Annotated in this window: 20 protein-coding genes; 11 read left to right on the forward strand and 9 right to left on the reverse strand. The window is 68.3% G+C overall.

Annotated features, from left to right (window positions below; translation table 11 throughout):
- Positions 1 to 9 precede the first annotated feature (9 nt).
- The 8 genes from AC07TU_RS05810 to pdxR all read right to left on the reverse strand — a co-directional run bounded on the left by AC07TU_RS05810 (position 10) and on the right by pdxR (position 11021).
- The gene (locus AC07TU_RS05810) at positions 10 to 1203 is read right to left on the reverse strand and encodes a carbohydrate porin (protein ID WP_495186976.1); all 1194 of its coding nucleotides are present in this window, start codon (positions 1201 to 1203) and stop codon (positions 10 to 12) included.
- Entirely contained in the window at positions 1203 to 2474 is a 1272-nt protein-coding gene (locus AC07TU_RS05815) for a putative porin (protein WP_495186977.1), read from the reverse strand. Before AC07TU_RS05815 ends, AC07TU_RS05810 begins: the two co-directional genes overlap by 1 nt.
- 4 nt (positions 2475 to 2478) lie before the next feature.
- Complete coding sequence (locus AC07TU_RS05820; RefSeq protein WP_495186978.1) at positions 2479 to 3567, reverse strand: PepSY-associated TM helix domain-containing protein; 1089 nt, start codon at positions 3565 to 3567, stop codon at positions 2479 to 2481.
- Positions 3568 to 3757: 190 nt separating this feature from the next.
- On the reverse strand, positions 3758 to 4798 hold the full coding sequence (locus AC07TU_RS05825) for a substrate-binding domain-containing protein (RefSeq protein ID WP_495186979.1): 1041 nt from the start codon (positions 4796 to 4798) through the stop codon (positions 3758 to 3760).
- 152 nt (positions 4799 to 4950) lie between these two features.
- The gene (locus tag AC07TU_RS05830) at positions 4951 to 7149 is read right to left on the reverse strand and encodes a TonB-dependent receptor (RefSeq protein WP_495186980.1); all 2199 of its coding nucleotides are present in this window, start codon (positions 7147 to 7149) and stop codon (positions 4951 to 4953) included.
- A gap of 175 nt (positions 7150 to 7324) precedes the next feature.
- Positions 7325 to 8989, reverse strand: a complete 1665-nt coding sequence (locus AC07TU_RS05835; RefSeq protein WP_495186981.1) for an amidohydrolase — start codon at positions 8987 to 8989, stop codon at positions 7325 to 7327.
- Complete coding sequence (locus AC07TU_RS05840; protein ID WP_495186982.1) at positions 8989 to 9477, reverse strand: hypothetical protein; 489 nt, start codon at positions 9475 to 9477, stop codon at positions 8989 to 8991. The genes AC07TU_RS05835 and AC07TU_RS05840 overlap by 1 nt, the downstream gene beginning before the upstream one ends.
- Positions 9478 to 9560: 83 nt before the next feature.
- Positions 9561 to 11021 (reverse strand): MocR-like pyridoxine biosynthesis transcription factor PdxR, encoded by a 1461-nt coding sequence (pdxR, locus tag AC07TU_RS05845; RefSeq protein WP_495186983.1) that lies wholly within the window; start codon positions 11019 to 11021, stop codon positions 9561 to 9563.
- Between the two features lie 166 nt (positions 11022 to 11187).
- On the opposite strand from pdxR, the gene AC07TU_RS05850 reads away from it, so the two are divergent.
- The 8 genes from AC07TU_RS05850 (at position 11188) to AC07TU_RS05885 (ending at position 21914) form a co-directional block, all read left to right on the forward strand.
- The gene (locus AC07TU_RS05850; protein ID WP_495186984.1) at positions 11188 to 11832 is read left to right on the forward strand and encodes an FMN-binding negative transcriptional regulator; all 645 of its coding nucleotides are present in this window, start codon (positions 11188 to 11190) and stop codon (positions 11830 to 11832) included.
- 1 nt (position 11833) lies between these two features.
- Complete coding sequence (locus AC07TU_RS05855; RefSeq protein ID WP_495186985.1) at positions 11834 to 13195, forward strand: amidohydrolase family protein; 1362 nt, start codon at positions 11834 to 11836, stop codon at positions 13193 to 13195.
- On the forward strand, positions 13192 to 14451 hold the full coding sequence (locus AC07TU_RS05860) for an amidohydrolase family protein (protein ID WP_495186986.1): 1260 nt from the start codon (positions 13192 to 13194) through the stop codon (positions 14449 to 14451). Before AC07TU_RS05855 ends, AC07TU_RS05860 begins: the two co-directional genes overlap by 4 nt.
- Complete coding sequence (gene proC, locus AC07TU_RS05865; RefSeq protein ID WP_495186987.1) at positions 14451 to 15227, forward strand: pyrroline-5-carboxylate reductase; 777 nt, start codon at positions 14451 to 14453, stop codon at positions 15225 to 15227. Before AC07TU_RS05860 ends, proC begins: the two co-directional genes overlap by 1 nt.
- 39 nt (positions 15228 to 15266) lie before the next feature.
- Complete coding sequence (locus tag AC07TU_RS05870) at positions 15267 to 16604, forward strand: MFS transporter (RefSeq protein WP_495186988.1); 1338 nt, start codon at positions 15267 to 15269, stop codon at positions 16602 to 16604.
- A 25-nt stretch (positions 16605 to 16629) separates the two neighbouring features.
- Complete coding sequence (locus AC07TU_RS05875; protein WP_495186989.1) at positions 16630 to 17664, forward strand: hypothetical protein; 1035 nt, start codon at positions 16630 to 16632, stop codon at positions 17662 to 17664.
- A gap of 90 nt (positions 17665 to 17754) precedes the next feature.
- Positions 17755 to 20964: an amidohydrolase family protein gene (locus AC07TU_RS05880; RefSeq protein WP_495186990.1), complete on the forward strand. Its 3210-nt coding sequence runs from the start codon at positions 17755 to 17757 to the stop codon at positions 20962 to 20964.
- Positions 20946 to 21914 carry an alpha/beta hydrolase gene (locus tag AC07TU_RS05885; RefSeq protein ID WP_495186991.1) on the forward strand — a complete coding sequence of 323 codons (969 nt, stop codon included), beginning with the start codon at positions 20946 to 20948 and terminating at the stop codon, positions 21912 to 21914. Before AC07TU_RS05880 ends, AC07TU_RS05885 begins: the two co-directional genes overlap by 19 nt.
- A 124-nt stretch (positions 21915 to 22038) precedes the next feature.
- Here AC07TU_RS05885 and AC07TU_RS05890 read toward each other — a convergent pair whose 3' ends face one another.
- Positions 22039 to 23229, reverse strand: a complete 1191-nt coding sequence (locus AC07TU_RS05890; RefSeq protein WP_495186992.1) for a CaiB/BaiF CoA transferase family protein — start codon at positions 23227 to 23229, stop codon at positions 22039 to 22041.
- 76 nt (positions 23230 to 23305) lie between these two features.
- On the opposite strand from AC07TU_RS05890, the gene AC07TU_RS05895 reads away from it, so the two are divergent.
- The 3 genes from AC07TU_RS05895 to AC07TU_RS05905 all read left to right on the forward strand — a co-directional run bounded on the left by AC07TU_RS05895 (position 23306) and on the right by AC07TU_RS05905 (position 26456).
- A complete protein-coding gene (locus tag AC07TU_RS05895) occupies positions 23306 to 24787 on the forward strand; it encodes an aldehyde dehydrogenase (protein ID WP_495186993.1) in 1482 nt (493 codons plus the stop codon).
- A gap of 10 nt (positions 24788 to 24797) precedes the next feature.
- The gene (locus AC07TU_RS05900; protein ID WP_495186994.1) at positions 24798 to 25562 is read left to right on the forward strand and encodes an SDR family NAD(P)-dependent oxidoreductase; all 765 of its coding nucleotides are present in this window, start codon (positions 24798 to 24800) and stop codon (positions 25560 to 25562) included.
- Between the two features lie 165 nt (positions 25563 to 25727).
- Positions 25728 to 26456, forward strand: a complete 729-nt coding sequence (locus tag AC07TU_RS05905) for an IclR family transcriptional regulator (RefSeq protein WP_495186995.1) — start codon at positions 25728 to 25730, stop codon at positions 26454 to 26456.
- Positions 26457 to 26518 lie beyond the last annotated feature (62 nt).

Consider the following 26518-nt stretch of genomic DNA (forward strand, 5'->3'; position numbering starts at 1 on the left):
GACGGCCAGCTATAGTCCGAACAGATCGACGCCGATTTCGGTGCGCAGGCCGAGGACCAGGGCGTCGGCGACCGTCGGGTCGGCCGAGGGGCGGCGGATATATTGGGCGTGGGGCTGGACCGCGAGCCAGGGGGTGAGCTGGGTGCGGTAGGTCGCCTCGATTGCGATCTCCGCGGCCGAGGCACCGGTGGCGGTGCGGTACGGCTCGGCGGTGAAGCCGGCGGCGAGCGCGATGCCGAACTCGTCCTCGTCGCGGCCGGGAATCCAGCCGGTGAATTTGAGGCCCGTGCTCATGAAGAAATCGAACATGTTGAAGCGGCCGCTGGCGGTGCCGAAGCGGGCGAAGCCGTCGAGCTTGCGGCCGGGCGCGGCGCTGAGCGGGAGCTCGGCGCGGAGATAGGTGCCGCTATTGCCGGTCCCGGTGCCGGTTCCGTCGGTGAGATCGAAACGCGCGGTGTAGCGCCAATGGCCGAGCAGCAGCTTGCCGCTCTCGCCGAGCGGCGCCTGCACCTCGCCGACGAGCAATGCGCCCTCGTCCTTGTTGAGGCGGATGACGGTGCGGCCCGGGCGGGCGGGGTCGCCGGGGACGGCGTCGAGCACCGCGGCGCGCACCGCCCAGCCCTTGGCCGGTTCGACCTGAAGCCGCGCGGCGAGCGAGGTCGAGGGAAAGATCGACGGGCCGTTCTGCCCGGTCTGGCTGAAATCGGTGCCGATGCCGTGTGCGCTGCCGACGAACAGGCCCGAGGCGTCGAGCGCGTCGAATTCGGAGTTGAGGTCGTACAGGCCTGCGCGCAGCGAGACCGCGTCGCCGAACTTCTGGTCGATCCATGCCTCATAGAGGCGGAAGGCGCGGACGCCGGTCTCGATATTGCTGACGGCGTGGCTGTCGCCGACCAGGTCGCTGATCGAATTGCCGTTATTGTAAAGGCCGTAGAGATGGAGCTGCGCGCCGGTCCAGCCCGCGACCTTCTCCAGATCGGCTTCGAACACGATGTCGAGATTGTCGAGATAGCGCGCGCCGCGTTTGACGCCCCCCGCGGCGTTGCCGATCACTTCCGACGTGTAGGTGACCTGGAAGAGGAGGGGGCCGTGCGCCTCCTCGATCTCGGCCGGGGCATGGGTGTGGCTGTGCGGGCGGGTGCCGTCCTGCGCGGGCGGCGCCTCGGCGACCCCGGCGGCAAGGGCGATGGCGGACAGAAGCATCAGAAGCTCACCATGAAGTTGAGGCGGACGCGATCGAGCCAGGTGAGCGGCGCGGTGGTGTAGCGCTGATCGAGCGGGCGGTAGTGATACCAGGCGAGGTCGATCAGCAGATTGGGCGCGGGGACATAGCCGAGGCCGACGCCGTGGAGGCGATAGTTGGTCGAGAGATCGAGATTGTCGTGGCTGAAGGCCGCGAAGACCGCGTCGACCTGAACTTCCGAATAATTGTACGCGATGCGCCAGTCGCCGCGCTGCGCGGTGCGGCCCGCGGCGAATTCGAGGTTGAAGCCGGTATCGCCCGGCACCGCGGCGCCGAGGTTGCGGACATAGTCGGCGGTGAAGGCGAGCGGCCAGCGCGGCGACAGGCCGGCATAGGTGAGGCTGCCAAGGCCCTCGATCAGATGGAAGTCGGAGAGATAGCGGCCGCCGGAGAGGAGGTTGCCGCGGAAGTCGCCCGCATCCGCGCCGGCAACCGAGCCGAGGCGATAGTGGTAATAGCTGCCCGCGAGCGCGAGCTTGAGATCGGAGCCGAGCGGCGCGGCGGCGTTGATCTGGCCGCCGAGCATGTCGCTGTCGCGCGCGGTCGAGGCCTCGTCGATCACGAAATAGAGCGCGCGGGCGTCGAGCTTCGCGCCGTTGCCGAGATCGAGCGCATAGGTCGCGCCGAGGCCCTGCGGCGAGACGTCGCCGTCCCACACCATGTCGGTGCGCTGGAAGAGCTGGGGGAATTTGCCCGCCTGAACGGTGAGGCCGCCATGGGCGTAGCGGATCCAGGCCTGATCGAGCGAAACATTGAGATCGTCGACGAAATTGCCGAGCGTGACGTCGGTCGAGTTGGGATCGTCGGGGTCGCCGGTGGCGAGCTGGGCGCCGACCGAGATGCGGTCGTTGACCGCATAGCTGGCGCGGATACGGGCGCGCAGCACCGAACGCGACCGGTCGCGTGCAGTGCCGTAATTCCACTCCTGCCGCACGCGCAGGTCGCCGCTGACGTCGAGACCGGGGATGCGGAAGGCGGCCGGGGTTGCCGACGCGGTGGATGCGGCAGCAGGCGCGGGGGCCGCTGCGGCGAGCTGGGGCGGCGGCGCGGCGCTGGCGGCGGGCTGAGCGAGCTGCGCGGACTGGCGGGCGACCAGCGCTTCGAGCTGTTCGATGCGCGCCTGCTGTTCGGCGAGGCGGCGCTCGAGCGCGTCGAGGCGGCTGTCCTGGGCATGCGCGGGAAGCGCGGCGGCGAGCGCCGTCGCGGCGAGAAGGACGAAACGGATACGCATAGACTTACCCCCTTGCGCGCGGTTTTCGGCGCTTGAACCAAAGCAGAGTGCCGGCGACGATCATCGTCACCAGCCAGAGACCGATCGCGATCGAGAGGATGCGGCCGATGATGCCGCCGGCCTCGCCGGTGTGGATCGGGAAGAGCGCGCTCATGAACGCGCGCGCAGGTTCGGCCTGCGCGATCGGATAGGCGCCGCGCACCGCGCCGCTATTGGCGTCGACCAGCACGATGCTGTTGCCATAGGCGCGGCGGATCTCGCCCGGCGCGCGCAGGCGGATCCGGTAGGTCGCGTCGTCGGGCTTGGGCCAGGCGACGGCGGTGAGGCTGCTGCCCGGGATCGCGGCGAGCGCGGCGCGGCCGGCGGTGGCGAAGCCCACGGGATCGCCCGCGGGCGGGTTGGCGGGGAGCGAGACCGATTCTGCACCGATCAGATCGCTGACCCCGTCCTCGAACTTGAGCAGGGTGCCGGTGGCGGCAATGACCAGCGCGGGGACGACGGCCCAGAGACCGACCGAGCGGTGCCAGGTGTAGAGGCGTGCGGCGGCGGGGCCGCGCGTCGCAGGCTTGAGCGCGATCCGCCAGGTGCCGCGCTTCGGCCAGGCGGCGACCAGGCCGAGGACCAGATTGGAGCAGAGCAGCACGCCGCTGATCGAGACGATCCAGCTGCCCCAGCTGCCGAGCAGATCGTGATGGAAGCCGACGAGGAAGCCCATCAAGGTCGTCTCGCCGTCACGCGTGGTGCGGAGCTCGCTGCCGTCGCCGGCGACGCGCACGGTGCGCCCGTTGCCCTCGGCATCCTCGACGATGATGTTGTAGCGGTCCGCATAGCCGGCCGCAGTCCACACCGATTTTACTGTCACGCCGCTGTCACGCGGTGCGATCGTTGCGATGCGGCGTTCGATCGCGGCGAGATCGGTCGGGCGGTGCGCGCCCGCGATCCCGGCGTCGGTGATCTCCCAGTGGAAGACGATCAGGATGCCGGTGAGCGCCTGGAGCAGCCAGAAGACGGCGGCGCCGAGGCTGAGCCAGCGATGGACCTTGAGCAGGGTGCGGCGCAGCGATGGCCGCGCGGAGGGAGCGGAGGCGGTCATCCGGGGGGTGTGGCGCGCGGATCAGGACCGCAACACATCCACTTTCGGGAAAGGATTGGGGACCAAGACGCTGGCGGCCGGGCGTCCTGCTCCACGGGTTTTACAGGCGTTGCGACCTATTCGCGATAGCAGGCGCGAATCGGGATTGGACCCGTTGCCTTGCCCGTCCGGCGCTGCCGGATGGGACCGGTCAGGGCAGGGCGGTGGTGTCGAGTGGCAGTGCGAGCTCGATCACCTCGGCCGACCGGTCGCGGACCTTCTTGGGCACTGCGATCAGCCCGTGTTTGGTCAGCGCGCCGCCGGGCTCCCACATCGTCGCATAGAGGTGCAGGAATTCCTTGAGATCGGGCATCGCGTTGAGGTGCTTCTTCTTCACATAGAGGTAGAGGCTGCGCACACCGGGATATTTGCCGCTTTCGATATCGGCATAGGTCGGCGCCACGCCCTCGATCGGCACGCCGTGGAGACGGGTGCGGTTGGCGTCGAGATAGGAGTAGCCGACCAGCCCGACCGCGTTCGGGTTCTCGGCCAGGCCCTGGACGATCAGATTGTCGTCCTCGCCCTTTTCGGCATAGGCGCCGTCGCCGCGCAGCTTGCGGCAGGTGTTCTCGAACAAGGCGGGGTCGCCGGTCCGCTTGAGATCGGCCGCGGCGGGCATGGCGGCGAGGCAGCCCTGCTCGAGGATCAGCTCGACAAAGGCGTCTCGGGTACCGCTGGTCGAGGGCGGGCCGAGCACGAGGATCGGGATTGCGGGGAGCGCCGGATTGACGTCCTTCCAGGTCTTCGCGGTGTTGGGCTTGCCCAGCGGATTGGCGGCGAGGGCGAGGTAGAGATCCTTGCGGGTCAGCGCGAGCTTGGGCCCCGAATTGGATTCGGCGAGCGCTATGCCGTCGAGCCCGATCGGCACTTCGATGATGTCGCCGACGCCGTTCGCCTTGCAGGTGTCGAACTCGACCCGGCGCATCCGGCGCGAGGCGTTGACGATATCGGCGTGGGAGGAGCCGGCGCCCTCGCAGAAGCGTGCGATACCCCCGCCGGTGCCGGTCGATTCGACCACCGGGGTGCGGCGGCCCTTCTTCGCCTCGACAAAGGCGTCGGCCACCGTCTTGGTGAAGGGATAGACGGTCGAGGAGCCGACCACGCGGATCTCGCGTGGGGTGAGCGCGGACAGCGCGTCGCACGAAGCGAGGGTGAACGAGGCGAGCGAAAGCAGACCTAAGCGGGCAAGCATTGGACTTCCTCCCCATCGGTACGCCGGGGGCGCAGAAACACATGCGTCCGTCGGGCCGTGATGTGCGCTCGCGCGGTTACCGGCGTGTGACAGCAAAAAGGCCCGGCTGTCGCCAGCCGGGCCCCAGGGTGCGACCTGCGAGGTTGAGGGGATCAGAAGTCGATCGTCGCCGATGCCTTGAAGGTGCGCGGCATGCCCTGGACGAGATAGCCGCCGAGCGACGACGCCCAGTAGCGGTTGTTCGCCACGTTATCGACGTTGAAGCGGAAGGTGACCGGCGCATCGGCGATGGCGACGACATAGCGCGCGCCAAGGTCGAAGCGGGTCCATTCGGGCAGGACGATGGTGTTGGTGAGGTTGAACGCCTGCTTGCCGGTCTGCATCACGCGGCCGGTGAGGGTGAGGCCGCCATAGACGTCCCACTCGACATTGGCGTTGGCGGTATATTCGGGCACGCCGATCGCGTCGCGGCCGTCGGTCAGCCCGCCGGTGGTGCGGCGCTGCTTGGCGTCGGTGATCGAGACGCCGGCGATGATGCGCAGGCCCTTGAGCGGCTCGCCATCGACGCTGAGCTCGATGCCCTTGTTGCGCTGCTCGCCATTGACCGTGAACACCGTGCCTGCCGGAGTCACCTCGTTCAATGCCTGCGGACGATCGGTCTGGAACGCGGCGATCGAGGCGTTGAAACGGCCGAACTGGACCTTGCCGCCGATCTCGTACTGCACGGTCTGGAACGGCGGGAACACCTGCCCGACATTGATCGTGCCGGCACCCGCAACCGGACCCTGCGCCAGACCTTCGATGCGGTTGGCGTAGAGCGAGATATGCTCGCTCGGGCGGATCACCAGACCGATAACCGGGGTGGTCGCGGTTTCCTTATACTGGCTGGTCTGGACCTTGGTGGTGATGTTGTACGCGCGGAAGTGGATGCTCTGGTTCCGCAGGCCGAGCGTCAGCTGCACCACGTCGTCGGCAAAGCCCAACGTGTCGGACACGAAGATGCTGTCGAGGCGCGTGCGGTTGGCCGGGTTGGGATCGGCAAGGTTGCCCGAGACCAAAGAGGTCAGCGGCGGGCGCGTGACCTGGATCGGGTTGTAGAGGTTGTTGCGGGGCGCGGTGGCGGGCGCCGACGAACTGAACTCGAACGCGTTCCGGTTGACGTAGCGGCTGTGCGAATAGCCCATGTTGAGCTGGTGGGTGATGCCCCAGCCTTCACCCTTGAAGCGCAGGCCGGCCTGTGCGGCTTCGTTATTGTCGTTGCGCGGGATGTTGGAGCCGGTGACGAATGCGGCGCCCGACGCCAGCGTGGCAGGCCCGTTGGCGGTCGCGGTGAAGGTTCCGCCGGTCGTGTTCAGGACCTGGAAGCCCTGATAGACACCGCGCTCGGCCGTATCGCGCGCGCCGGCCGAGGCGTAGAACATGAGGTTGTCGGTGACGTCATATTCGAGCTTCACGATGCCAAAGACGTCGCGGATCGTCTGGTTATACCAGTTCTGACCGTAGTTGCTGTCGGCGCGCGGGACGCGCGGCAACGTGGTCGCGCCACCGTAGAAGTTGTTGAGCTGGACCATCGGGCGCATGTGCTGCGCCTTGACGTTCTGATAGGCGAGATCGAGGCTGACGCGCAGATTGTCGGTGCGATAGTCGAAGCTGCCGCCGACCACCGCCGAGCGGCGGAATTCGCCATCGATCGCGATATCGCCCGAGCGATAGGCGCCGTTGAGGCGGAAGCCGAACGCCTTGCCCGAACCGAAGCGGCGGCCGAAGTCGAAGGCGCCGCCGAAGTGCGAGTCCGACAGCCAGTTGGCGGTGAGGCGGTTGGTGTTGCGGTCCTTGGCGCGCTTGGGCGTCAGGTTGACCGTGCCGCCGAGCGCGGAGCCGCCCGGCGCGGCGCCGAACAGGAAGGCGCTGGCGCCGTTGAGGATCTGGATCTGGTCGTAGAGCTCGGGCGAGACGAGCTGGCGCGGAGTGACGCCGAACAGGCCGTCGATCGCGATATCCTCGCCGAACAGGTTGAAGCCGCGGACGACGAACTGTTCCGACATGTTGCCGAAGCCGAGCGTGGTACGGACCGAGGGATCATTCTCGAGCACCGCGCCGAGTGTCAGCGGCTGCTGATTGAGGATCAGCGCTTCGTTGTAGCTCTTGACCGCGAAGGGCGTGTCCATCGCGTCCTTGTCGCCCAGCGCACCGAGCGAGCCGTTGCGGCTGACCTGGGTCTGGTTGTCGCGCTGGGCGGTGATGACGACGTCTTCGCCCTCTGCCGCTTGCTGCGCAAAGGCGGGTGCGGCGAGCGCGGTGGCGAGAGCGGCGACGGCGGCTCCCCTGACTGCGATACGGTGGGCAACCATGTTCAAATACTCCCCCGAGCTGGTGTTGCGTGTCCCTCCCGATACGGGCCTGATCTGAGCCAGGCTCTGTATCGTGAAGGTAACATGCGAGTCGGGGTTGGTCCGCGAAACATCCAGTTTGGGGATGTGCAAGGGTCCAAACGGGTAATTTGGCGACCGCAATGGCTAAGCGGGTTCAGCCAAAGCGTTGTACGCCTCCGACGATCGTACGCAGCACCTTTGCCTTGGTCAGTAAATGCGAGTCAATCGCAAAGAGGTCGCGGTCCCAGACGACGAAGTCGGCGAGGAAGCCGGGGGCGATCAGGCCCATCTTCCTGTCGTTGAAACCGGCATAGGCGGCCTCACGCGTGTAGCAGCGCATTGCCTGCGCCAGCGTGATGCGCTGTTCGGGGAACCAGCCATTGGGGTTCTTGCCGTCGATCGTCTCGCGATCGACCGCGGCTTCAAGGCCGGTGAGCGGATCGATCGGCGCGACCGGCCAGTCTGACCCCATGCAGACATGCGCGCCCGAACGGACGAGCGAGCCGAAGGCGAAGCTGGTCTTGAGCCGCTCCTCGCCGATCCGGCGCACCGCCCAGCGGCCATCGTCGATCGCGTGATAGGGCTGGACCGACGCGATGACGTCCTGCGCCTTGAACCGCGGAATCGCCGCGGGCTTCATGTGCTGGACATGCTCGACGCGGAAGCGGCGGTCGCGCGGGCCGTTGGCCTTGGCGACGGCGGCGAAGGTGTCGAGGACGATGTCGTTCGCCTCGTCGCCGATCGCATGCGCGGTGACCTGGATGCCGGCCTTGTCGGCGCCGGTGATCCAGTTGAGCAGATCCTTCGGATCGGTGACGACGATGCCGCGCGTGCCGGGCTCGTCGAGATAGGGTTCGTAGAAGCGCGCGGTGCGCGAGCCCAGCGACCCGTCGAACACCACCTTGCACCCGCCCCACTGGACCCAGTCGTCGCCGCGGCCTTCGCTGGCGATCAGCGCGGCCTGCGCCTCCCAATCCTTGAGCGGGAGATAGTGGCGGAAGCGAAGCCCGGTCTCGCCCTTCGCGCGCAGACGGCGGGTCGAATCGAAGCTGATCGTCTCCAACTCGGTCGGGTGGACCTGGGTGACGCCCTTGCTGAGCGCGAGGTCGATGCCCTGCCGGGTGACGGCGTCGATCTGTTCGGGAGTCTGGTCGCCGATCGCGCGCAGGACGAGGTCCTTGGCCGCATCCTTGACGATGCCGGTCGGTTCGCCGCTGGCGTCCTTCTCGATCACCCCGCCCGGCGGCGAGACGGTGTTGCGGTCGATCCCCGCGAGCTTGAGCGCCAGCGAGTTGAGGAACAGCATATGGAGGTCGTAGCGGATCACTGCGACCGGCGTGTCGGGCGTGACCGCGTCGATCCATTTGCGGTGCGGCATCTCGCCGCCCCAGCGGTCCTGATCCCAGTTTCCGCCTTCGAGCCAGGCGCCCTTGGGCAGCGCCTTGGCCGCGGCGGCGATGCGCGCGACGAATTCCTTGGGATCGGCGGCGTCGCGCAGCGAGGGCTGCGACAGCATCGTCGCCGCCTTCACGAAATGGACGTGCGGATCGATGAAGCCGGGCGTGACGAACGCGCCCTGAAGGTCGATCACCCGCGTCCGCTTGCCGGTACGCGCACGGACGGCGCCAGTGCCGATCGCGGCGATGTGGCCGCCCTTCACCCCGATCGCGTCGGTGCGGGTGGTCGGGCCGGCGCCGGTCCAGACGCGCGCATTGAGATACGCGGTGTCGAGGTCACCCTCGGCGGCGAAGGCGGCACGCGTCATCGCGGCGGCCGCCGTGCCCGCGCCGAGCGCGAGGAACGCGCGCCGGCCCGGCATCACTTGCCCATCGCCGACTTGCGCGGCGGATTTTCGGCGCGCCACTTGTCGAGCCGGGCGAGCCACTTCGCCGCGGAGAGCGGGCCATAGGTCTTGGAGTCGGTGTGTTCGGCGATCAGCTCGCGGATATTGACGAAATAGGCCGGGCCGCTCGGCATGCCGAGTTCCTTGCGCTTGGCGTTCATCGCCGCTTCCTGCGCGGGGGTCGGCTTGAAGCCGGTGACGGGCTTGAAGATGATGACGTCGAAATCGGCGCCATTCTCATGGAAGAAGAGCTGGATCGGCGGCTGGCCGCCGGCGGCGGCGACCTGATCCGCCTGATCGATGCGGCGGATGAACTCTTCCTGCTTGCCCGGCGCGAGCTTGAAGATTTCGAACCATGCCTCCGGCCAGGCTTCCTGCGCGGCGGCGGGCTTGGGTGCATCCTGTGCCGCGGCGGGAACCAGCGGCAGGGCCAAGGCTGCGGCGGCGATTGCGAGATACTTCATCTTTTTGTCCTCCCTTTCGGCCAAGGCTCAACCTTTGCGATGGATCGGAGAACATCCAAGTCCGTGGTTTTTGAAGGGACCAGTCACCCCGCCGCCTCGCGCAGCGCCGCGACCGCGGTCTTCGCCTCATGTTCGTTGAGGCTGGCGAAGCCGATACGCAGGCCGCGCGGCGCGTCGTCGCGCGTCATGAACGACCGCGAAGCGGCGAAGCGCAGCCCCATCGCGGCGGCGCGGGCCTCCATCGCGTCGAGATCGGTGTGGAAGCGCAGCCAGAAGGCGAGGCCGCCGTCGGGCATCTTGTAATCGGCAATGCCGGCGAGCGTGCGGTCGATTTCCGCCGCGAAGCTCTCGCGGCGCTTGGCGTAGACCTGCCGCACTTTCCGCGCATGGCGTCTAAGCTCGCCATTCTCGATCAGCTCGGCGGCGGCGTCCTCGGTCAGCGCATTGCCCATGCCGTCGGTGAGCGAGACCATGTGCGCGATCGCGTCGATCACCGGGGGCGGCGCGGCGACATAGCCGATGCGCAGCGCCGGAAGCAGCAGCTTCGACATCGATCCGACATAGATGACGTGCCCCGGGCCATAGCCGGCCATCGGCAGCAATGGCTGCGATTCGAAATGGAATTCGTGGTCGTAATCATCCTCGATGATCGCGAAGCCGAACTGGTGCGACAGCTCGAGCAGGCGCAGGCGGCGCTCGGGGCGGAGCGAGACCGTGGTTGGGAACTGGTGGTGCGGGGTGACGAACACCGCGCGCACCGCGTTCCGGCGGCAGGCATGCTCGACCGCGTCGATATCGATCCCGTCCTCGTCCAGTCCGACCGCGACGATATTGGCGCCGAGCGCGCGGAAGGCGGCGACCGCTGGCTCATAGGTCAGCGCCTCGACGATCACCGTGTCGCCGGGGCGGACCAGCACCTGTGCGGCGAGGAAGATGCCGTTCTGACTGCCGCGGGTGATGCAGATATTCTCGGCGGTGACGGGCAGTCCGCGCTGGCTCTTGAGCATCGTCGCGACGCTTTCGCGCAGGGCCGGAGTGCCGCGCGGATTGCCGTACTGGAAGCGATTCTCGCGCGAGGCGCGGTGAGCAGCGGAGCGATAGGCGCGGGCGAGCAGGTCGGCCGGGAACAGGCGGCCGTCGGGCGCGCCCTCGTCGAGCTTGAGCCCGGGACCGGAGGGCAGAGCGAGCGGGCGTTGGGGCGGGGCGGCGAACCGGTAATCGACCGGCACGTTGCTCATCGTCGCCTCGGCCTCGGTCCGCTGTTTGTTCGCGGGTTCGGGCAGCGAGGCGGAGACCATCGTCCCGCGCGTACCCGCCGAATCGAGCCAGCCCTGCGCGATCAGATCCTCATAGGCGAGGACGACGGTCTTGCGGTTGACGCCGAGCACCTGCGCCAGCTCGCGGCTGGAGGGGAGGTAGGTGCCTGAGGTGAGCCGCCCGCGTTCGATGTCGCGAATCAGCGCCTGGATGATCTGCATATAGATCGGAACGTCGCGCGCGGGATCGATTCGCTCTCCCAGGCTGACCTGCCACGGACGTAGCATTGGACCGGTTCCTTCCATCATTGAAATACACGATGGGGGCCAAGGCTAACGCGGTAAATCGGCGCTGGCAACGCCCGGCTGGACCCCGATGCTTTTCGGTCTTGGCGCTTGTCGCTCCCCGAACACTGGGGAAGAAGGGGGCCATCAATCACAGGCATCGGGGCAGATGGACGGGGCTCAAGCAAGCACGGGCGCAGTAGAAACGCAGGAAAACCGGCCGCTGTTCGAGCGGTTCGGCGATGCGGATGTGCGTGCCCTGATCGAAGGCTTTCCGCTCGCCTGGGTGTGCGGCGGCGGGGCAGGGGCGCTCGAGGCGAGCCTGTTGCCGCTGATCGGCGTCTATGACGGCGAGGGCCGGCTGATCGAGCTGATCGGGCATCTGATGCGGTCCAACCCGCTCTATGCCGCGCTGACCGGCGACCCGCGCGCGACGATCCTGTTCAGCGGGCCGGACGCTTATGTCAGCCCCGAGCATGCCGGGCGGCGCGACTGGGCGCCGACCTGGAACTATGCGCAGATCAAGGTGTCGGCAGAGATCGGCTTCGATGACGCGCTGACGGAATATTCGCTCAAGGTGTTGATCGATGCGATGGAGGCTGGCCGCGCCAAGCCCTGGGGCGTCGAGGAGCTGGGGCCACGCTATCAGGGCATGCTGAAGCGGATCATCGGTTTCCGGGCGCGCGTCACGGCGCTTTCGGGCAAGTTCAAGCTGGGGCAGGACGAGGATGGCGCGACGCTGCACGCGATCCTTGGCGCGCTGCCTGACGCGGACAGCGTGGCGTGGATGAAACGGTTCAACGGGGGGCGTTGAGATGAAGACGGGGGCATGGTTCGGCTCGGCGATCGCGGCGGCGGCCTTGCTGACGACGCCGGGCATGGCGCAGGTCCGGCCCGCGCCGTGGCAGGCGGATCCGTTCCCGAGTCGCTACACGCCCGCGGCTCCCGATGACATGCTGCTGCGCGGGGCGACGATCCTCGACGGCGCGGGCGGGCGGATCGACGGCGGCGACGTGCTGGTGCGCGGCGGCAAGATCGTCGCGGTCGGCAAGGCGCTGGCCAATCCCGGCGTGCGCGAGGTGGATGCGAAGGGGCGCTGGGTCACGCCCGGGGTGATCGATGTGCACACGCATAACGGCACCTTCGTCGTGCCGCTGACCGATATCGACCGCGAGGCGAGCGATGTCGCCGAAGTGAGCAGCCCCAACAGCGCCGACACCTGGATCGAGACCGCGGTCAATCCGCAGGACATGGGCTTCGACCGCGGCCTGATGAACGGCGTGACGACGATGCAGATCCTGCCGGGATCGACGCCGATCTTTGCCGGGCGATCGGTGGTGGTAAAGCCGGTGCGCGGCGCGACGGTGTGGGACATGAAGGTGTCCGGCAGCGCGCAGGGCTTCAAGATGGCGTGCGGCGAGAACCCCAAGAGCTGGGGTGCCGACGACGACAATGAGGGACCGACCAGCCGGCAGGGCGTGGTCGCGTATATGCGGCAGGCCTTTCTCGACGCGCAGGCCTATGGCCGCGAGCGGGCGGCGGGCAAGGCGGGGCGCGACCTCAAGAAGGAAGTGTTGCTCGGCATCATGGCGGGCGACATCCGGGTCAATCTGCATTGCTACCGTGCCAACGACATCGCGTCGGTGCTGGCGGTGGCGAAGGAGTTCGGTTTCCGCATCGGCGCGATCCACCATGCGACCGAGGCGTACAAGATCCCCGGGCTGTTGCGCGAGAGCGGCACTTGCGCGGCGGTCTGGGCCGACTGGTGGGGCTTCAAGATCGAAGCGCAGGACGCGGTGCGCGCCGAGGCGCCTTTGCTCGAGCGCGCCGGGGTGTGCGTGATGATGCATTCGGACTCGGCGGCGGACGGCCAGCGGCTCAACATCACCGCGGCCAAGGCGGCAGCGGCGGGGCGGCGGATCGGCATCGAGACCCCGCCCGAGACGATGATCAAATGGACGACCAGCAATCCGGCGAAGCTGCTGGGGCTGGAAGGCAAGGTGGGTACGCTGAAGCCCGGCTATCAGGCGGATCTCGTGCTGTGGTCGGGCGATCCGTTCAGCATCTACACCAAGGCCGATCTGGTGCTGATCGACGGCGCGGTGGCGTGGGACCGGTCGAAGCCGCCGGCAGCGCCGGTATCCGACTTCGAACTGGGACGGGGAGGCGTGCGATGATCCGGACGATCGCTTGCTTGCTGGCGCTCGCCGCCACGCCCGCCGCGGCCCAGACGCTTGCCGTCACCCATGCCGAGGCCTGGACGATGGAATCGGGCGAGCCGGTCAAGGACGCCACGATCCTGATCGAGAATGGCAAGATCGTTTCGGTCACGCCGGGCGGCGGCGTGCCGGAAGGCGCGAGTGTGATCGATGCGCGCGGCAGGCCGGTGACGCCGGGGCTGATGAACGGTGCGACGCAGGTCGGGCTGATCGAGACCGCATCGGCAGACACGCGCGATCAGGGATCGGCGGACGAGCGCAATCCCGGCTTCGATCCGTCGCGCGCGCTCAACGGTAATTCGACATTGGTTAGCCTGATCCGCGCCGACGGGATTACCCGGGCGCTGATCTATCCGGCGAACTCGCGCATCCCGGTGTTCGCGGGCGAGCCGGCGATCGCGCGGTTCCGCGAGGGCGTCGATATCCTGGGTGAGCGCGAGGTGGCGGTCTATGCCGTGATCGGCGGCGGCGCGTGGGACCGGGTCGGGTCGCGCGCGCAGCAATGGGCCGTTCTGCGCAAGGCGCTGAGCGACGCCAAGCGTGCGGCGGCGGCACGCGATGCCGAGGACGCCAAGAAGCATGACCGCCGCGGTCCGCCGCCGGGCCGGGGGCGTCGCGTGGGCGAGGAACCGATCCGAGGCGTGATTTCGGGCGAGACGCCGCTGGCGATCCACACCAATCGCGAGTCCGACATTCGCGAGGCGATCCGGCTGGCCAGCGAGTTCGGCATCCGTGTGATCATCGTCGAAGGTGCGCAGGCCTGGCGCGCCGCCGAGCAGCTTGCCGCGGCGAAGATTCCGGTAGTGCTCGATCCGTCGACCAACCTGCCCGGCGGCTTCGACGAGCTGGGCGCGCGGCAGGACAATGCCGCGATCCTGACGCGGGCGGGGGTGAAGGTCGCCTTTGGCCTCGCGGGCGGCAAGATCCACACCAACTACAATGCCGGCATGGCGCTGCGCGAGGGCGCAGGGATCGCGGTGGCAAATGGCCTGCCCTATGCCGAGGCGCTGCGCGCGGTGACGGTCAATCCGCTGAGCATCTGGAGCAAGGGCGGCGGCACGCTGACCGCCGGCGCCGACGCCGATCTGGTGGTGTGGGACGGCGATCCGCTGGAGCCGTCGACCAACGCGGCGGCTGTGATCATCGAGGGACGTCGGGTATCGGCGCGTTCGCGGCAGGATCTGCTTGCCGAACGCTATAAGGATACTCGCTGATGGACGTGTTGTTGGTCGGGTGCGGACGGATGGGCGGCGCGATGGCGCGCGGCTGGAAGGGCGCGCATCGCGTGCTGGTGTTCGATCCGATGGCGGCCGAATTGCCCGAGGGCGCCGAGCGGGTGGACTCGCTCGACGATGTCGAGGCGGGCGGCGAGCTGGCAGTCGTACTGGCGGTTAAGCCGCAGGTGTTCCCGTCGATCGGCGAATCGCTGCGGCCGCTGGCCCGCAACGATGCGCTATTCGTGTCGATCATGGCGGGGATCACGCTGCAGGGGCTGAGCGATGCGCTGGGCAGCGGGCGGACGGTACGGACCATGCCCAACACGCCCGCGGCGATCGGGCAGGGGATCACCGCCGCGGTCGCCGGGCGCGACGTGCGGATGGGCGATTTCGCGACGGTCAACGAGCTGCTCGGCCCGACCGGGCAGGTGGTATGGATCGACGAGGAAGCGCAGATCGACGCGGTGACGGCGGTTTCGGGCAGTGGCCCGGCCTATTTCTTCCGCTTCACCGAGGCGTTGGCCAAGGCGGGCGCCGAGGAGGGGCTGCCGCCCGAGCTGGCGATGCAGCTGGCGCGCGCGACCTTTACCGGCGCTGCGGCATTGGCAGGCGCGGACCCGGCCGAGCTGGCTGAGCTGCGGCGGCAGGTGACCAGCCCCGGCGGCACCACTGCGGCGGGTCTTGCCCGGATGGACGATGAGGATGCGATCGACCGGCTGGTCCGGAAGGTCGTCGAAGCGGCAGCGGCGCGATCACGCGAGCTGGCCGGATAGCGAAGCTGCGGGGCTAGCTCCCCGCGCAGGAGAGGAATGATGACCCGGATTCCCGGAATGATCGGCGTGCCCGCAGACGGGGACGCCCCCCTCGACACGCGCCCGGCGCAGGCCGTGCCGCTCGATCGCAAGACTCGTGCGCGGGCGGCGGTGGCGGGATCGGTCGGCAACCTGATCGAATGGTATGATTTCTACGCCTATGCGTACACGGCACTGTACTTCGCATCGGCCTTTTTCCCGGCGGGAGACCGCACGGCGCAGCTGCTCAACGTCGCCGCGATCTATGCCGCAGGGTTCCTGATCCGGCCGCTGGGCGGCTGGTTCTTCGGACGCTATGCCGACCGCCACGGACGGCGCGCGGCGATGGTCGCGTCGGTGGTGCTGATGGGGGCAGGATCGCTGCTCGTCGGCGTGCTGCCGACCTATGCGACGATCGGCGCGGCGGCCCCGGCGCTGCTGCTGGTCGCGCGGCTGATGCAGGGCTTCTCCACCGGCGGGCAATATGGCGCGGCGGCGACCTACCTGAGCGAAATCGCAGAGCCGGGGAAGCGCGGCTTCTACGCCTCGTTCCAGTTCGTCACGCTGATCGGCGGGCAGCTGTTCGCGCTGCTGGTGGTGTTCACGCTGCAGTCGACGATGAGCGAGGAGACGATCCGCGAATGGGGCTGGCGTCTGCCCTTCATCCTCGGCGCGGTGCTGGCGGGGGTGTTCATCCTGTTCCGCGACGTGATGCACGAGACCGCCGAGCCCACGGGCAAGGACGGGGATGCGGGGTCGCTCAAGACGCTGTTTCAGCATCCGCGCGCGATGTTCGTGGTGATGGCGCTGAGCGCCGCGGGCGCGGTGACGCTCTACACCTTCACCACCTATATGCAGAAATACCTCGTCAACACCGCGGGCATGGACGTGGCGAGCGCGAGCCGGACGATGCTGATCGTCACCTTTGCCTTTCTGCTGCTCCAGCCGGTGCTCGGCACGCTTTCGGACCGGATCGGGCGGCGGACCAACCTGCTGATCTTCAGCGGCGGCATGACGCTGTTTGCGGTGCCGCTGCTCGGCGCGATCGGGCAGGCGCAGACGATGTGGAGTGCGGGGCTGCTGGTGTTCGCTGCGCTGGCGATCCTGTCCTTCTACACCTCGGTCTCCGGCCTGTTCAAAGCCGAGCTGTTCCCGGCGCATGTCCGTGCGCTTGGCGTCGGGCTTGGCCACGCCATCGCCTCGGCGATCTTCGGCGGCACCGCCGAATGGGCGGCGCTGATGCTGAAGCAGGCCGGGCATGAGGGGCTGTTCGCCTGGTACGTCTCGGCCGTCTGCGCGGTGGCGTTCGTGGTGGCGTGGCGGATGCGCGAGCCGCGGGCGCACGGCCATCTGCACTGATCCTTCGAAACACGGAGCTGGTTTGATGAAGCTTTTCCATGCCGCGCTGACGGCGGCGTTGCTGTGCGGGAGCGCCGCGGCGCAGCAGGCCGAACCCTTGCCCTACCGGATGACGGGAAGCGTGACGCTGCCCAGCACCGATACCGGATGGGACTATGTGAAGTTCGAGTCCGGAAGCGCACGGCTGTTCATGGCGCGGCTGAAGGACGGGCTGACCGTCTACGACGTCGATCGCGGGCGGGCGGTGGCGACTTTGCCCAATTCGGAAGGCGCCAACGGGCCGGTACTGCTGCCGCAGTTCGACCGCGGCTATGTCGCGATGGACGACGGGTCGCTGCTGAGCTTTCACCTCAAGACGCTGAAGGTGATCGCGCGGACGAAGCTGGCGGAGGATGGCGGGCTGAACAGTGGGACGTTCGACCCCGCGACCGGTCAGCTGCACATCATCACCGGCACGCGCGAACGGGAAGCGACCTGGTTCAGCATCGATGCGGCGAGCGGCAAGCTGATCCGCACCACGCGCTTTGCGTTCCGCAAGATGGACGATCCTGCCGCAGACGGCCAGGGCAGCCTCTATGCCCCGGCGCGGATGGACGGGATCGTGCTCAAGCTCGATTCGCGCACGCTGGCCGAACAGGCGCGCTGGGACGTCGGCTGCAACGTGTCGAAGATGAAGTACCTCAAGGACAGCCGGCGCCTGCTCGGCGCATGCGTCGGCGAGCGGCCGAGCGTGTTCATCCTCGATCCCGCGAGCGGCAAGGTCACGGCGCGCGTGACGATCGGCAAGGGGCTGGACGCGCTGGTGATCGACGACACGCGCAAGCGCATCGTCAGCAGCAATGGCGACGGGACGATGACGGTGATCGCACGGGAGGGGCCGGATGCGCTGAGCCATGTCGCGACGGTGCGTACCCGGCCGGGCGCGCGGATGATGGACTTGGACCACCGCACCGGGCGGCTCTACCTCGTCAGCGCCGACAGCACCGAGTTTGCGGGTGCGCCGGGGGTGAACCGCTATCACCCGAACAGCTTCCGTGTGGAAACCTGGCAGCCGGACTGAGGGCTGGCCGCCGCGAAAAGGCGGAACTGGCCCGTTGCGGGTGAGCCGATGCGGGATAGGGTTGCCGGTCACATTCTCGGGGGAATGGAAATGAAGCGGGCGTTGCTGGGTCTGGTGTCGATGGTCGCGCTCGCGGCGCCTGCGTTCGCCAAGGATGCGCTGCCGATGACCGAGCGGCGCACGCTGAGCTACGAGGTGTCGAGCGGCACCTTCATGTCGCTCGCGGTCTCGCCCGACGGCAAGACGATCCTGTTCGACATGCTGGGCGAACTCTATGCGATGCCGGCGACCGGCGGGCGTGCGGTGCCGATCGCGCAGGGTATCGCGTTCGAGGTGCAGCCGGCCTTCTCCCCGGACGGCAAGTGGATCGCCTATGTCAGCGACCGGTCGGGCGGCGACAATGTGTGGATCGCGCGGGCGGACGGGAGCGGCGCGCGGCGGATCACCGACGAGGATGACGGCGCGGTGCGCACCTCGCCCGAATGGAGCGCGGACGGGAAGCATATCTATGTCAGCCGGGTGCGGATCCGCTGGGACCGCTACGAATTGTGGAAGCATCCGGTCGACGGCGGGCCGGGCGAACTGGTCGCGCCGGCGAAACTGAAGCCCGACGCACCGCGCAGTGCGTGGCAGAGCACGCTCGGCGCGGCGGCGTCGAAGGACGGCAAATATCTCTATTTCGCGCGGCGCACGGGCGACCTGTCGTTCGACGAGCCGGTGGCGTGGACGATCGTGCGCCGGGACCTTGCGACCGGGACCGAGGATATTGTGATCGGCAGCTCGGGCGGGCGTGAGGCGGGGGGCGAGACCTTCTTCCGTCCGGCGATCTCGCCTGACGGCAGGCTGCTCGTTTATGCCACGCGGCGGATGGCGGAGACGCGGCTGCGGGTGCGTGACCTCACCACCGGGGTCGATCGCGACCTGGGTCCGGCGCCGCTCGACCTGATGAACGGCGCGGCGTGGATGGATCTGATCCCGCGCTACAGCTTCACCCCCGATGGCAAGGCGATCCTGATCGCGGTGAACGGCAAGATCGAACGGCGGCCGGTCGACGGATCGGCGGCGGTGCGGATTCCGTTCACGGCGAAGCTCGACCTTGAGGTCGGGCCGGGGACGCGGATCGGCTTCCGGGAAGAGACCGGCGCGGTGCGCGCCAAGCTGCCGCAGGGGACGACGCCCTCGCCCGACGGGAAGCGCGTCGCGTTCGCGGCTTTGGGCAGCGTCTATGTGCAGGCGATCGACGGCGGCGCGGCGGTGCGGCTGCCGATCGCGGGCGATCCGCCGTCGCTGCCGGGCTGGAGCCCGGACGGCAGGCGCATCACCTATGTCACCTGGAGCGAAGGCGCGGGCGGGGCGGTATGGAGCATCGCCGCCGACGGATCGGGCAAGCCGGTCCGGGTGAGCGATGTCTCTGCCTTCTATACGCATCCAGCCTTTACGCCGGACGGGACGACGATCCTCGCGGTGCGGTCCCCGGCGGCGGCGCGGCAGCAGACGAGCTTCGAATTCGGGACGGTGCGGCAGGCGGAGCTGGTGGCGATTCCCGCGGCGGGCGGGGCGGCGCGGGTGGTGACGAGCGGGCGGTTGGGGCAGAAGCCGCATTTCGTGAACGGCCAGCCGGGTACGGCGTATCTGATGAGCGACGACGGGCTGGTGGCGGTGGACCTCAAGTCCGGCGCGAAGCGGCGCGTGGCGATGGTCAAGGCGCAGGGCTATTATTTCACCGATGTGCCCGCGACCGCGGACGATATGCGGATCAGCGCCGACGGCAAATGGATCGCGGCGCAGACCAGCGAGCAGCTCTATGTCGTTCCCACACCCGCCGATCCGGCGAAGGAGATCGACCTAACCGCACCGGGCAATCCGGGGCGGCGCGTGACCGATATGGGCGCCGACTTTTTCGACTGGCGCGGCGACGGGAGCCTGATCTGGTCGGTGGGCAACTATGTGCAAATGCTGCCCGATGCGAAGGCGCCGGTGCCGAAGGATCATGTCGAGCTGGTCGCCGAGCTGCCGCGCGCGAAGCCGGCGGGGAGCCTGTTGCTGCGCGGCGCGCGTGCCTTGACGATGGCTGGTGGAACGGGGGCGGGTGGCGACAAGGCGATCGAGGATGCCGACATCCTGATCACCGGCGACCGCATTGCCGAGATCGGGCCGCGCGGGAGTTTCGCGGTACCTGCAGGGACGCCGGTGCGCGAGCTTGGCGGCAAGACCGTCGCGCCCGGCCTGATCGACGATCACGACCATATCGGCGGGGTGCGCCGCAACGTCATCGGCTATGAGGAATGGGGGCTGCGCGCGCGGCTGGCCTATGGCGTCACCACGTCGTTCGATCCCTCGACCCTGGGGATCGATCAGGTTGCCTATCAGGATCTGATCGATGCCGGGCTGATCGTCGGGCCGCGGTTGCGCTCGACCGGGCCGGCGCTGTTCTCGAAGGAGCGGATCGCCTCGCTCGACGAGGCGCGGGCGATCCTGCGGCGCTATCGCGAAGCCTGGGGCCTGCGCAACATCAAGCAGTATCGCGGCGAGAGCCGGACGGTGCGGCAATGGATCGCGATGGCCGCGCGCGAGCAGGGCATCGTTCCGACCACCGAGGGCAGCCACAACCCCAAGCTGATCCTGACCCAGATCCTCGATGGCTATGCCGGGAACGAGCATGCGCTGCCGATCGCGCCGCTGCAGGAGGACGTGCTCAAGCTCTATGCGCTCACCCGGACCAGCTATGTCTCGACCCTGCTGATCAACACCAGCGGGCCGTCGGGCCGGCATTACTATGTCGCGAAATATGATCCCGCGCTCGACGCCAAGGTGAAGCGCTTCTGGCCGCCCGCGGCGATCGCGCACAAGCTGGCGCATCGCGACTGGGGCTCGCTCGACGCCTCGCGCATGCCCGCGCTGGCGGCGGACGTGAAGCGGCTGGCGGAGGCGGGCGCGCTGGTCGGCATGGGATCGCATGGCGACGAGCCTGGGATCGGCATCCATTACGAGATGGAGGCGCACACGCTGGGCGGGATGACGCCGATGGCGGTGCTGCACGCGGCGACCGCGGGTGCGGCGGAGACGATCGGACGGCTGGGCGACATGGGGACACTGGAGGTCGGTAAATATGCCGACCTGGTGGTGTTCGACCGTGATCCGCTGGCCGATATCCGCAACACGCGTTCGATCAGCCTGGTAATGCGCGGCGGGCAGTTGTTCGACGCGGAGACGCTCGACGAACTCTGGCCGGTGGCGCGCAAGCTGCCCGCACCCTGGTTCGCGCAAGGCAAGGATGCGCAGTGGTTGCCGGTCAAGTGACGCTCGATCCCGAGATCGCGGCGTTCCTTGCCGAGATGAAGGCGCGCTGGGCGCAGCATCCACCGTTCGAGACGCTCGACTTTCCCGGGCAGCGCGCGGTGTGCGAGGCGGTGCGGGCGCGCTGGGCCGGGGGCGGGCCGGAGATGGCGCGGACGATCGAGCGCGTGTTCGATCCGGGCGCAGGCAAGCTGCACCTACGAGTGCATTTTCCCGAGGGGGTGCGCGAGCCGGCACCGGCTTTGGTCTATCTGCATGGCGGCGGGTTCACGCTCTTCTCGATCGACACGCATGACCGGCTGATGCGCGAATATGCAGCGGCAGGCGGCTTCGCGGTGATCGGGGTCGATTACCCGTTGTCGCCGGAGCACAAATACCCCGAAGCGCTCGACCGGATCGAGGCGTTGATGCTGTGGCTCAAGGCACATGGCGCGGAACTTGGGATCGACCCCGCTCGGCTGGCGATGGGCGGGGATTCGGCCGGGGCGAACCTGAGTTTCGCCACCGCGTTGCGGTTGCGCGAGCGGGGCGAGACCGGCTTGGTAAAGGCGATCCTGTCCAACTATGGCTATTTCGCCACCACGGTTTCCGATGCGGCAGAGGCGGCGTTCGGCGGGCCCGGGTCGATCATGGATCGCGCCGAAGCGCTGGCCTATTACGGCAATTACCTGACCGATTTCGAACGCGAGCGCAGCGACCCGCTGGCCTGTCCGCTGCTCGCCGGTCTGGCCGGGCTGCCGCCGGTGCTGCTGGTCATCCCCGAATGCGACCTGCTGACCGAACAGTCGCTGGCGATGGAAGCGCGGCTGCGCGCGGCGGGGGTCGAGATCGAAGCGATCGTCTATCCTGGCGCGACGCACAGCTTTCTGGAGGCGATGTCGGTCGCGGCGGTAGCGCGCAAGGGGATCGCCGATGGCGCGGCGTTCGTGGCGGGGAGACTATTCCTCCCCTGAAGGGGAGGTGGAGCCGCTCCGTAGAGGGCGGTGCGGGTGGCAGCGTTCCCCGCCGTCTGCGCGGCGGCCCCTCCACCGCCTTCGGCGGTCCCCCTCCCCGTACCGGGGAGGAATTTGGCCGCCACTACTCGGAGCCTACGACTCCGGCCGCGATCAACTGGTCGATCTCATCTGCACCGAAACCGCAATCGGCGAGCACCGCCCGGCTATCCGCACCGAGCGGTCGCGGTGCGGTATCGGGTGATGCCGCGATGCCGTCGTAGCGCACCGGCTGGGGCAGGGTGCGGACGATGCCTTCGGGATAGCCGGCGGGCACGTCGAAAAAGCCGATTTCAGTGAGGTGCGGGTCGGTGAGGAGATCCTCGATCCCGCTGACCTTCGAGCAGGGGACGTCACGGGCTTCGAGCGCCGCGATCCATGCTGCGGTAGTCCGCGCGGGCAGGGCGGCGGCGACGAGCGCGTAGAGCTCCCCGATGCGCGCCTGACGCTGGCGCGGGTCGGCGAACCAGTCCTTCGCCGCGACATCCTCACGCCCGATTTCGGACAGGAAGGCGCGCCACTGGCGGTCGGTATAGGGAAGGACAGCGATCCAGCCATCGGCGGTACGGAACGGGCGGCGGTCAGGGGAGAGCAGGCGGGGATAGCCCACCGCGCCGTCCGTCGCGAAGGTCGCGCCGGCAAGATGTTCGTTGAGCAGGAAGGCGGCGAGCGCCTCGAACATCGGGACCTCGACCTGAATTGCACCCTCGCGGCCGTTGGCGCGGGCCACCAACGCGGCGAGGATGCCGTAGACGGCGTGGAGTGCGGCGACCTTGTCGGCGAGGATCGTCGGGACGAAGCGCGGGTCGCCGCCGGTGGCGGTGGCGAGGCCCGCGACGCCGCTTGCCGCCTGGATGATGTCGTCGAACGCCGGCCGGTCGCGATAGGGGCCGCGCTGGCCGAAGCCGATCGCGGCGCAATGGACGATGCGCGGGTTGATCGCCGCGACCGCGTCGAAGCCGAGGCCGAGCCGTTCGGCGGCGTCGACGCGCATATTGTGGAAGAGGACGTCGGCGGTGCCGATCAGCCGGGCGAGCGCGGCGCGGCCTTCGGGCGCCTTGAGGTCGAGTGCGAGCATCCGTTTGTTGCGGTTGTTGTTCACGAAGAGCGCGCCGCCGCCGGTGCCCGAGGGATGGGCGTTGCGGGCGATGTCTCCTTCGAGCGGCTCGACCTTGATCACCTTGGCGCCAAGGTCTGCGAGGATCTGCCCCGCATAGGGGCCGAGCACCACGGCGCCGACCTCGATGACCCGAATCCCCTCCAGCAGCGGCAGCATTACCCGTCTCTCCTTCTTGACTTAAATTCATATACAGAGACAAATAAGTCCACAAATAGAAATTTATGGAGTCGGGATGCTCGACGGGTTTGCGTTCGACAGGCTGTTCATCGGCGGAGAATGGGTGGCGCCGATCGATGGCGGCGTGCGGCCGAGCATCGATCCGGCGACCGGGGAGCCCTGGGGCGATGTCGCCTATGGCGGGGCGGCGGATATCGACCGCGCAGTGGCGGCAGCGAAAGCGGCGTTCGAGGGGCCGTGGCGGCGGATGCCGCCGTGGGAGCGTGCAGCATTGCTGCGCAAGTTCGCCGATCTCTATGCGACCCAAGTCGATGCGCTGGCGCAGATCGAGACGCGCGACAATGGCCGGGCGGTGCGGGAGTCGCGCGGCGATATCGGGCTGCACAGCCAATATTATCACTGGTTCGCCTCGCTCGCCGACAAGCTGGGCGGGCGGACGATCCCGATGGACGACAGCGTCCATGCCTTCACCACGCGGCATCCGGTGGGCGTGGTCGGTGCGATCACGCCGTGGAACGTCCCGATGATGGCGGCGGCGTGGAAGCTGGGTCCGGCGCTGGCGGCGGGGTGCACCGTCGTGCTCAAGCCCGCGGAATCGACTCCGGCGTCGTCATTGGCGCTGGCGAAGCTGTTCGAGGCGGCAGGGTTTCCGCCGGGCGTGGTCAATGTCGTGCCGGGCGACGGGACGGTCGCGGGTGCACGGCTGGTCGCGCATCCCGACGTCGCCAAGATCAGCTTCACCGGCGAGGGATCGACGGCGAAGACGATCCTGAAAGCCGGGGCGGACACGCTGACGCGCTGTACCTTCGAGCTTGGCGGCAAGGCGCCGCACATCATCTTTGCCGACGCCGATATCGAGAATGCGCTGAATGCTGCGACGGGTTCGGCCTGGGCATTGTGCGGGCAGAGTTGCGCGCTGGGCAGCCGCGTGCTGGTCGAGCGGCCGGTCTATGATCGCGTCGTGGAAGCGTTCCGCGAGCGGGCGGGGCGGGTGCGGGTCGGCATGCCGCTCGACCCCGCAACGCATATGGGGCCGCAGGCGCATGCGCAGCAACTCGACAAGACCTTGTCCTATGTCGGCATCGGCAAGGACGAGGGCGCCGAGCTGGTCGCGGGCGGCAACCGGATCGAGCGCGACGGGCTTGCGGGCGGCTATTTCGTCGAGCCGACGGTGTTCGCCGGAGTCTCCGCCGATATGCGGATCGCGCAGGAGGAGATTTTCGGACCGGTCGCGGCGATCATCCCGTTCGACGGCGAGGACGAAGCGGTAAGCATCGCCAATTCGACCCCCTATGGCCTCGCCGCCGGGCTGTGGTCGTCCGACACCGGACGCACGCATCGCGTGGCGGCGCGGATCGAGGCCGGCATGGTCTGGGTCAACACCTATCGCTACATCCGCTGGTCCACCCCTTACGGCGGGGTGAAGGCGAGCGGCTGGGGCCGCGAGAACGGGATCGAGGGGCTCGACCCGTTCCTCGAAACCAAGACCACGATCATCTCCACCACCGGCAAGTTCGCCGATCCCTTCGTAAGCTGAGGAAGTACACATGCGTCTGAACGGCAAGCTCGCCATCGTCACCGCTGCCGCATCGGGCATGGGCCGCGCGGGGGTCGAACGCTTTGTGCGCGAGGGCGCGAAGGTGGCGGCGATCGACGTCAATCCGGAGGCACTCGATGCGCTGGTCGCGGAGTTCGGCGCGGACAAGGTGAAGGGCATCACTGCCGACCTGCTCGATCCCGAGGACGCCAAGGGCAGCATCCACAAGGCGGCCGAGTGGCTGGGCGGGGCGGATATCCTGTGGGCGCATGCCGGGATGCCGGGGCCGGCGTCGGTCGAGAACCTCGACCTCGACGCCTATCGCAAGGCGATCGACCTCAACGTCACCGCTGCGGCGCTTGGGGCGGGGCAGGTCGCGGCGTATATGCGCAAGCGCGGGGGCGGATCGATCATCTTCACCGCATCGGTCTCGGGCCTGGTCGGATCGATGATGAGTCCGATCTACTCGGCGGCGAAATGGGGCGTGGTCGGGCTGACCAAGAGCCTCGCGCTGGCGCTGGCCGCGGACGGTATCCGCGTCAACGTGGTGTGTCCGGGGCTTGCCGACACGCCAATGAAGACCGGCTTCACCGGCCGCAGCGGCGACCCGGCCGAGGCGGCGGCGAACGAGGCCAAGCTGATCGCGAATGTGCCGATGGGGCGGCTGGTCCAGGCGGGGGAGATTGCCGATGCGGCATTGTGGCTGGCTTCGGACGAGGCGAGCTTCGTCACCGGCGTGGCATTGCCGGTCGATGGCGGCTTCACGGCGCGCTGAGTTGTTGTTGAATGCTTACGCATTCAAGTGCGGCACCGGCCCGCTCCCCCACCCGCCCACCCAGCGCCGGTATCCTATGGGTGGCCGGGTGGGGGAGCGGGCCGGTGCCGCGCCGCGCCGTCAGGCGCGCTCGCAAAGAGTCCGTGCTTGCGTCATATGGGCGGCATGAACACCGTCCGTCAGGCTGCCAATGCGCTCGAAGTGCTGGAGTATTTCGCGCGCCGCCTGCGCCCGGCGACACCCGCGGAAATGGCCGACGAACTGGGCTGGCCGCGGTCGAGCACGTTCAAGCTGATCGGCACGCTGGCGTCGATGGGCTATCTCTACGAGCCGCGCGGGCGGGGTGCCTATTATCCGAGCCCGCGCTGGCTGGTGCTGGCCGAGGCGGTGAGCGCGGCCGAGCCGCTGCCCGCCAAATTCCAGCGGCTGGCGCGCGACTTGATGGAAGCGACCGGCGAGACGGTGGCGATCGCCGCGCCCGCGGGGATCTTTGCGACCTTTGTCGATGTCGCGGAATCGCGCCAGCTGGTGCGCTACTTCGCCAAGGTCGGGGATCGCGTGCCGATCCATGCGACGTCTGCGGGTCGCGCGCTGCTGGCGCAGATGTCGCGCGAGGAGCGCGAGAAGCTCTACCGCAAGATCGATTTCGTCGCCTATGCGCCGACCACCCCGGTCGGGCCGGAGGCGGTCGAGGCGCGGCTGGCAGAGGCGGCGCAGATGGGCTGGCACCAGAGCAACACCGAATACACGCCCGATCTGGCCGGGGTGGCGCTGCCGCTGACGGGCAGCGACCGGCGGCTGTCGGTGGTGGTCGTGGGGCCGGTGTCGCGCTGCCTCGAGCGGCGGCCGGAGATGGCGGCGATCGTCGCGAAGCATCTCGCGACGCTGAGCTAGGCCAGGCGATCAGGTTCAACGAGACGACCGGACGGCCAATGCGGACCGTGGCCGGCGGGAGA

The sequence above is a fragment of the Sphingomonas sp. GW821-FHT03E12 genome (genome assembly GCF_059420685.1).

What these genes read in the sequence shown, in the direction of transcription:
- AC07TU_RS05810 (WP_495186976.1), bottom strand. Translation starts at nt 1,203, where the DNA reads ATGCTTCTGTCCGCCATCGCCCTTGCCGCCGGGGTCGCCGAGGCGCCG.
- AC07TU_RS05815 (WP_495186977.1), bottom strand. Translation starts at nt 2,474, where the DNA reads ATGCGTATCCGTTTCGTCCTTCTCGCCGCGACGGCGCTCGCCGCCGCG.
- AC07TU_RS05820 (WP_495186978.1), bottom strand. Translation starts at nt 3,567, where the DNA reads ATGACCGCCTCCGCTCCCTCCGCGCGGCCATCGCTGCGCCGCACCCTG.
- AC07TU_RS05825 (WP_495186979.1), bottom strand. Translation starts at nt 4,798, where the DNA reads ATGCTTGCCCGCTTAGGTCTGCTTTCGCTCGCCTCGTTCACCCTCGCT.
- AC07TU_RS05830 (WP_495186980.1), bottom strand. Translation starts at nt 7,149, where the DNA reads ATGGTTGCCCACCGTATCGCAGTCAGGGGAGCCGCCGTCGCCGCTCTC.
- AC07TU_RS05835 (WP_495186981.1), bottom strand. Translation starts at nt 8,989, where the DNA reads ATGCCGGGCCGGCGCGCGTTCCTCGCGCTCGGCGCGGGCACGGCGGCC.
- AC07TU_RS05840 (WP_495186982.1), bottom strand. Translation starts at nt 9,477, where the DNA reads ATGAAGTATCTCGCAATCGCCGCCGCAGCCTTGGCCCTGCCGCTGGTT.
- pdxR (WP_495186983.1), bottom strand. Translation starts at nt 11,021, where the DNA reads ATGCTACGTCCGTGGCAGGTCAGCCTGGGAGAGCGAATCGATCCCGCG.
- AC07TU_RS05850 (WP_495186984.1), top strand. Translation starts at nt 11,188, where the DNA reads ATGGACGGGGCTCAAGCAAGCACGGGCGCAGTAGAAACGCAGGAAAAC.
- AC07TU_RS05855 (WP_495186985.1), top strand. Translation starts at nt 11,834, where the DNA reads ATGAAGACGGGGGCATGGTTCGGCTCGGCGATCGCGGCGGCGGCCTTG.
- AC07TU_RS05860 (WP_495186986.1), top strand. Translation starts at nt 13,192, where the DNA reads ATGATCCGGACGATCGCTTGCTTGCTGGCGCTCGCCGCCACGCCCGCC.
- proC (WP_495186987.1), top strand. Translation starts at nt 14,451, where the DNA reads ATGGACGTGTTGTTGGTCGGGTGCGGACGGATGGGCGGCGCGATGGCG.
- AC07TU_RS05870 (WP_495186988.1), top strand. Translation starts at nt 15,267, where the DNA reads ATGACCCGGATTCCCGGAATGATCGGCGTGCCCGCAGACGGGGACGCC.
- AC07TU_RS05875 (WP_495186989.1), top strand. Translation starts at nt 16,630, where the DNA reads ATGAAGCTTTTCCATGCCGCGCTGACGGCGGCGTTGCTGTGCGGGAGC.
- AC07TU_RS05880 (WP_495186990.1), top strand. Translation starts at nt 17,755, where the DNA reads ATGAAGCGGGCGTTGCTGGGTCTGGTGTCGATGGTCGCGCTCGCGGCG.
- AC07TU_RS05890 (WP_495186992.1), bottom strand. Translation starts at nt 23,229, where the DNA reads ATGCTGCCGCTGCTGGAGGGGATTCGGGTCATCGAGGTCGGCGCCGTG.
- AC07TU_RS05895 (WP_495186993.1), top strand. Translation starts at nt 23,306, where the DNA reads ATGCTCGACGGGTTTGCGTTCGACAGGCTGTTCATCGGCGGAGAATGG.
- AC07TU_RS05900 (WP_495186994.1), top strand. Translation starts at nt 24,798, where the DNA reads ATGCGTCTGAACGGCAAGCTCGCCATCGTCACCGCTGCCGCATCGGGC.
- AC07TU_RS05905 (WP_495186995.1), top strand. Translation starts at nt 25,728, where the DNA reads ATGAACACCGTCCGTCAGGCTGCCAATGCGCTCGAAGTGCTGGAGTAT.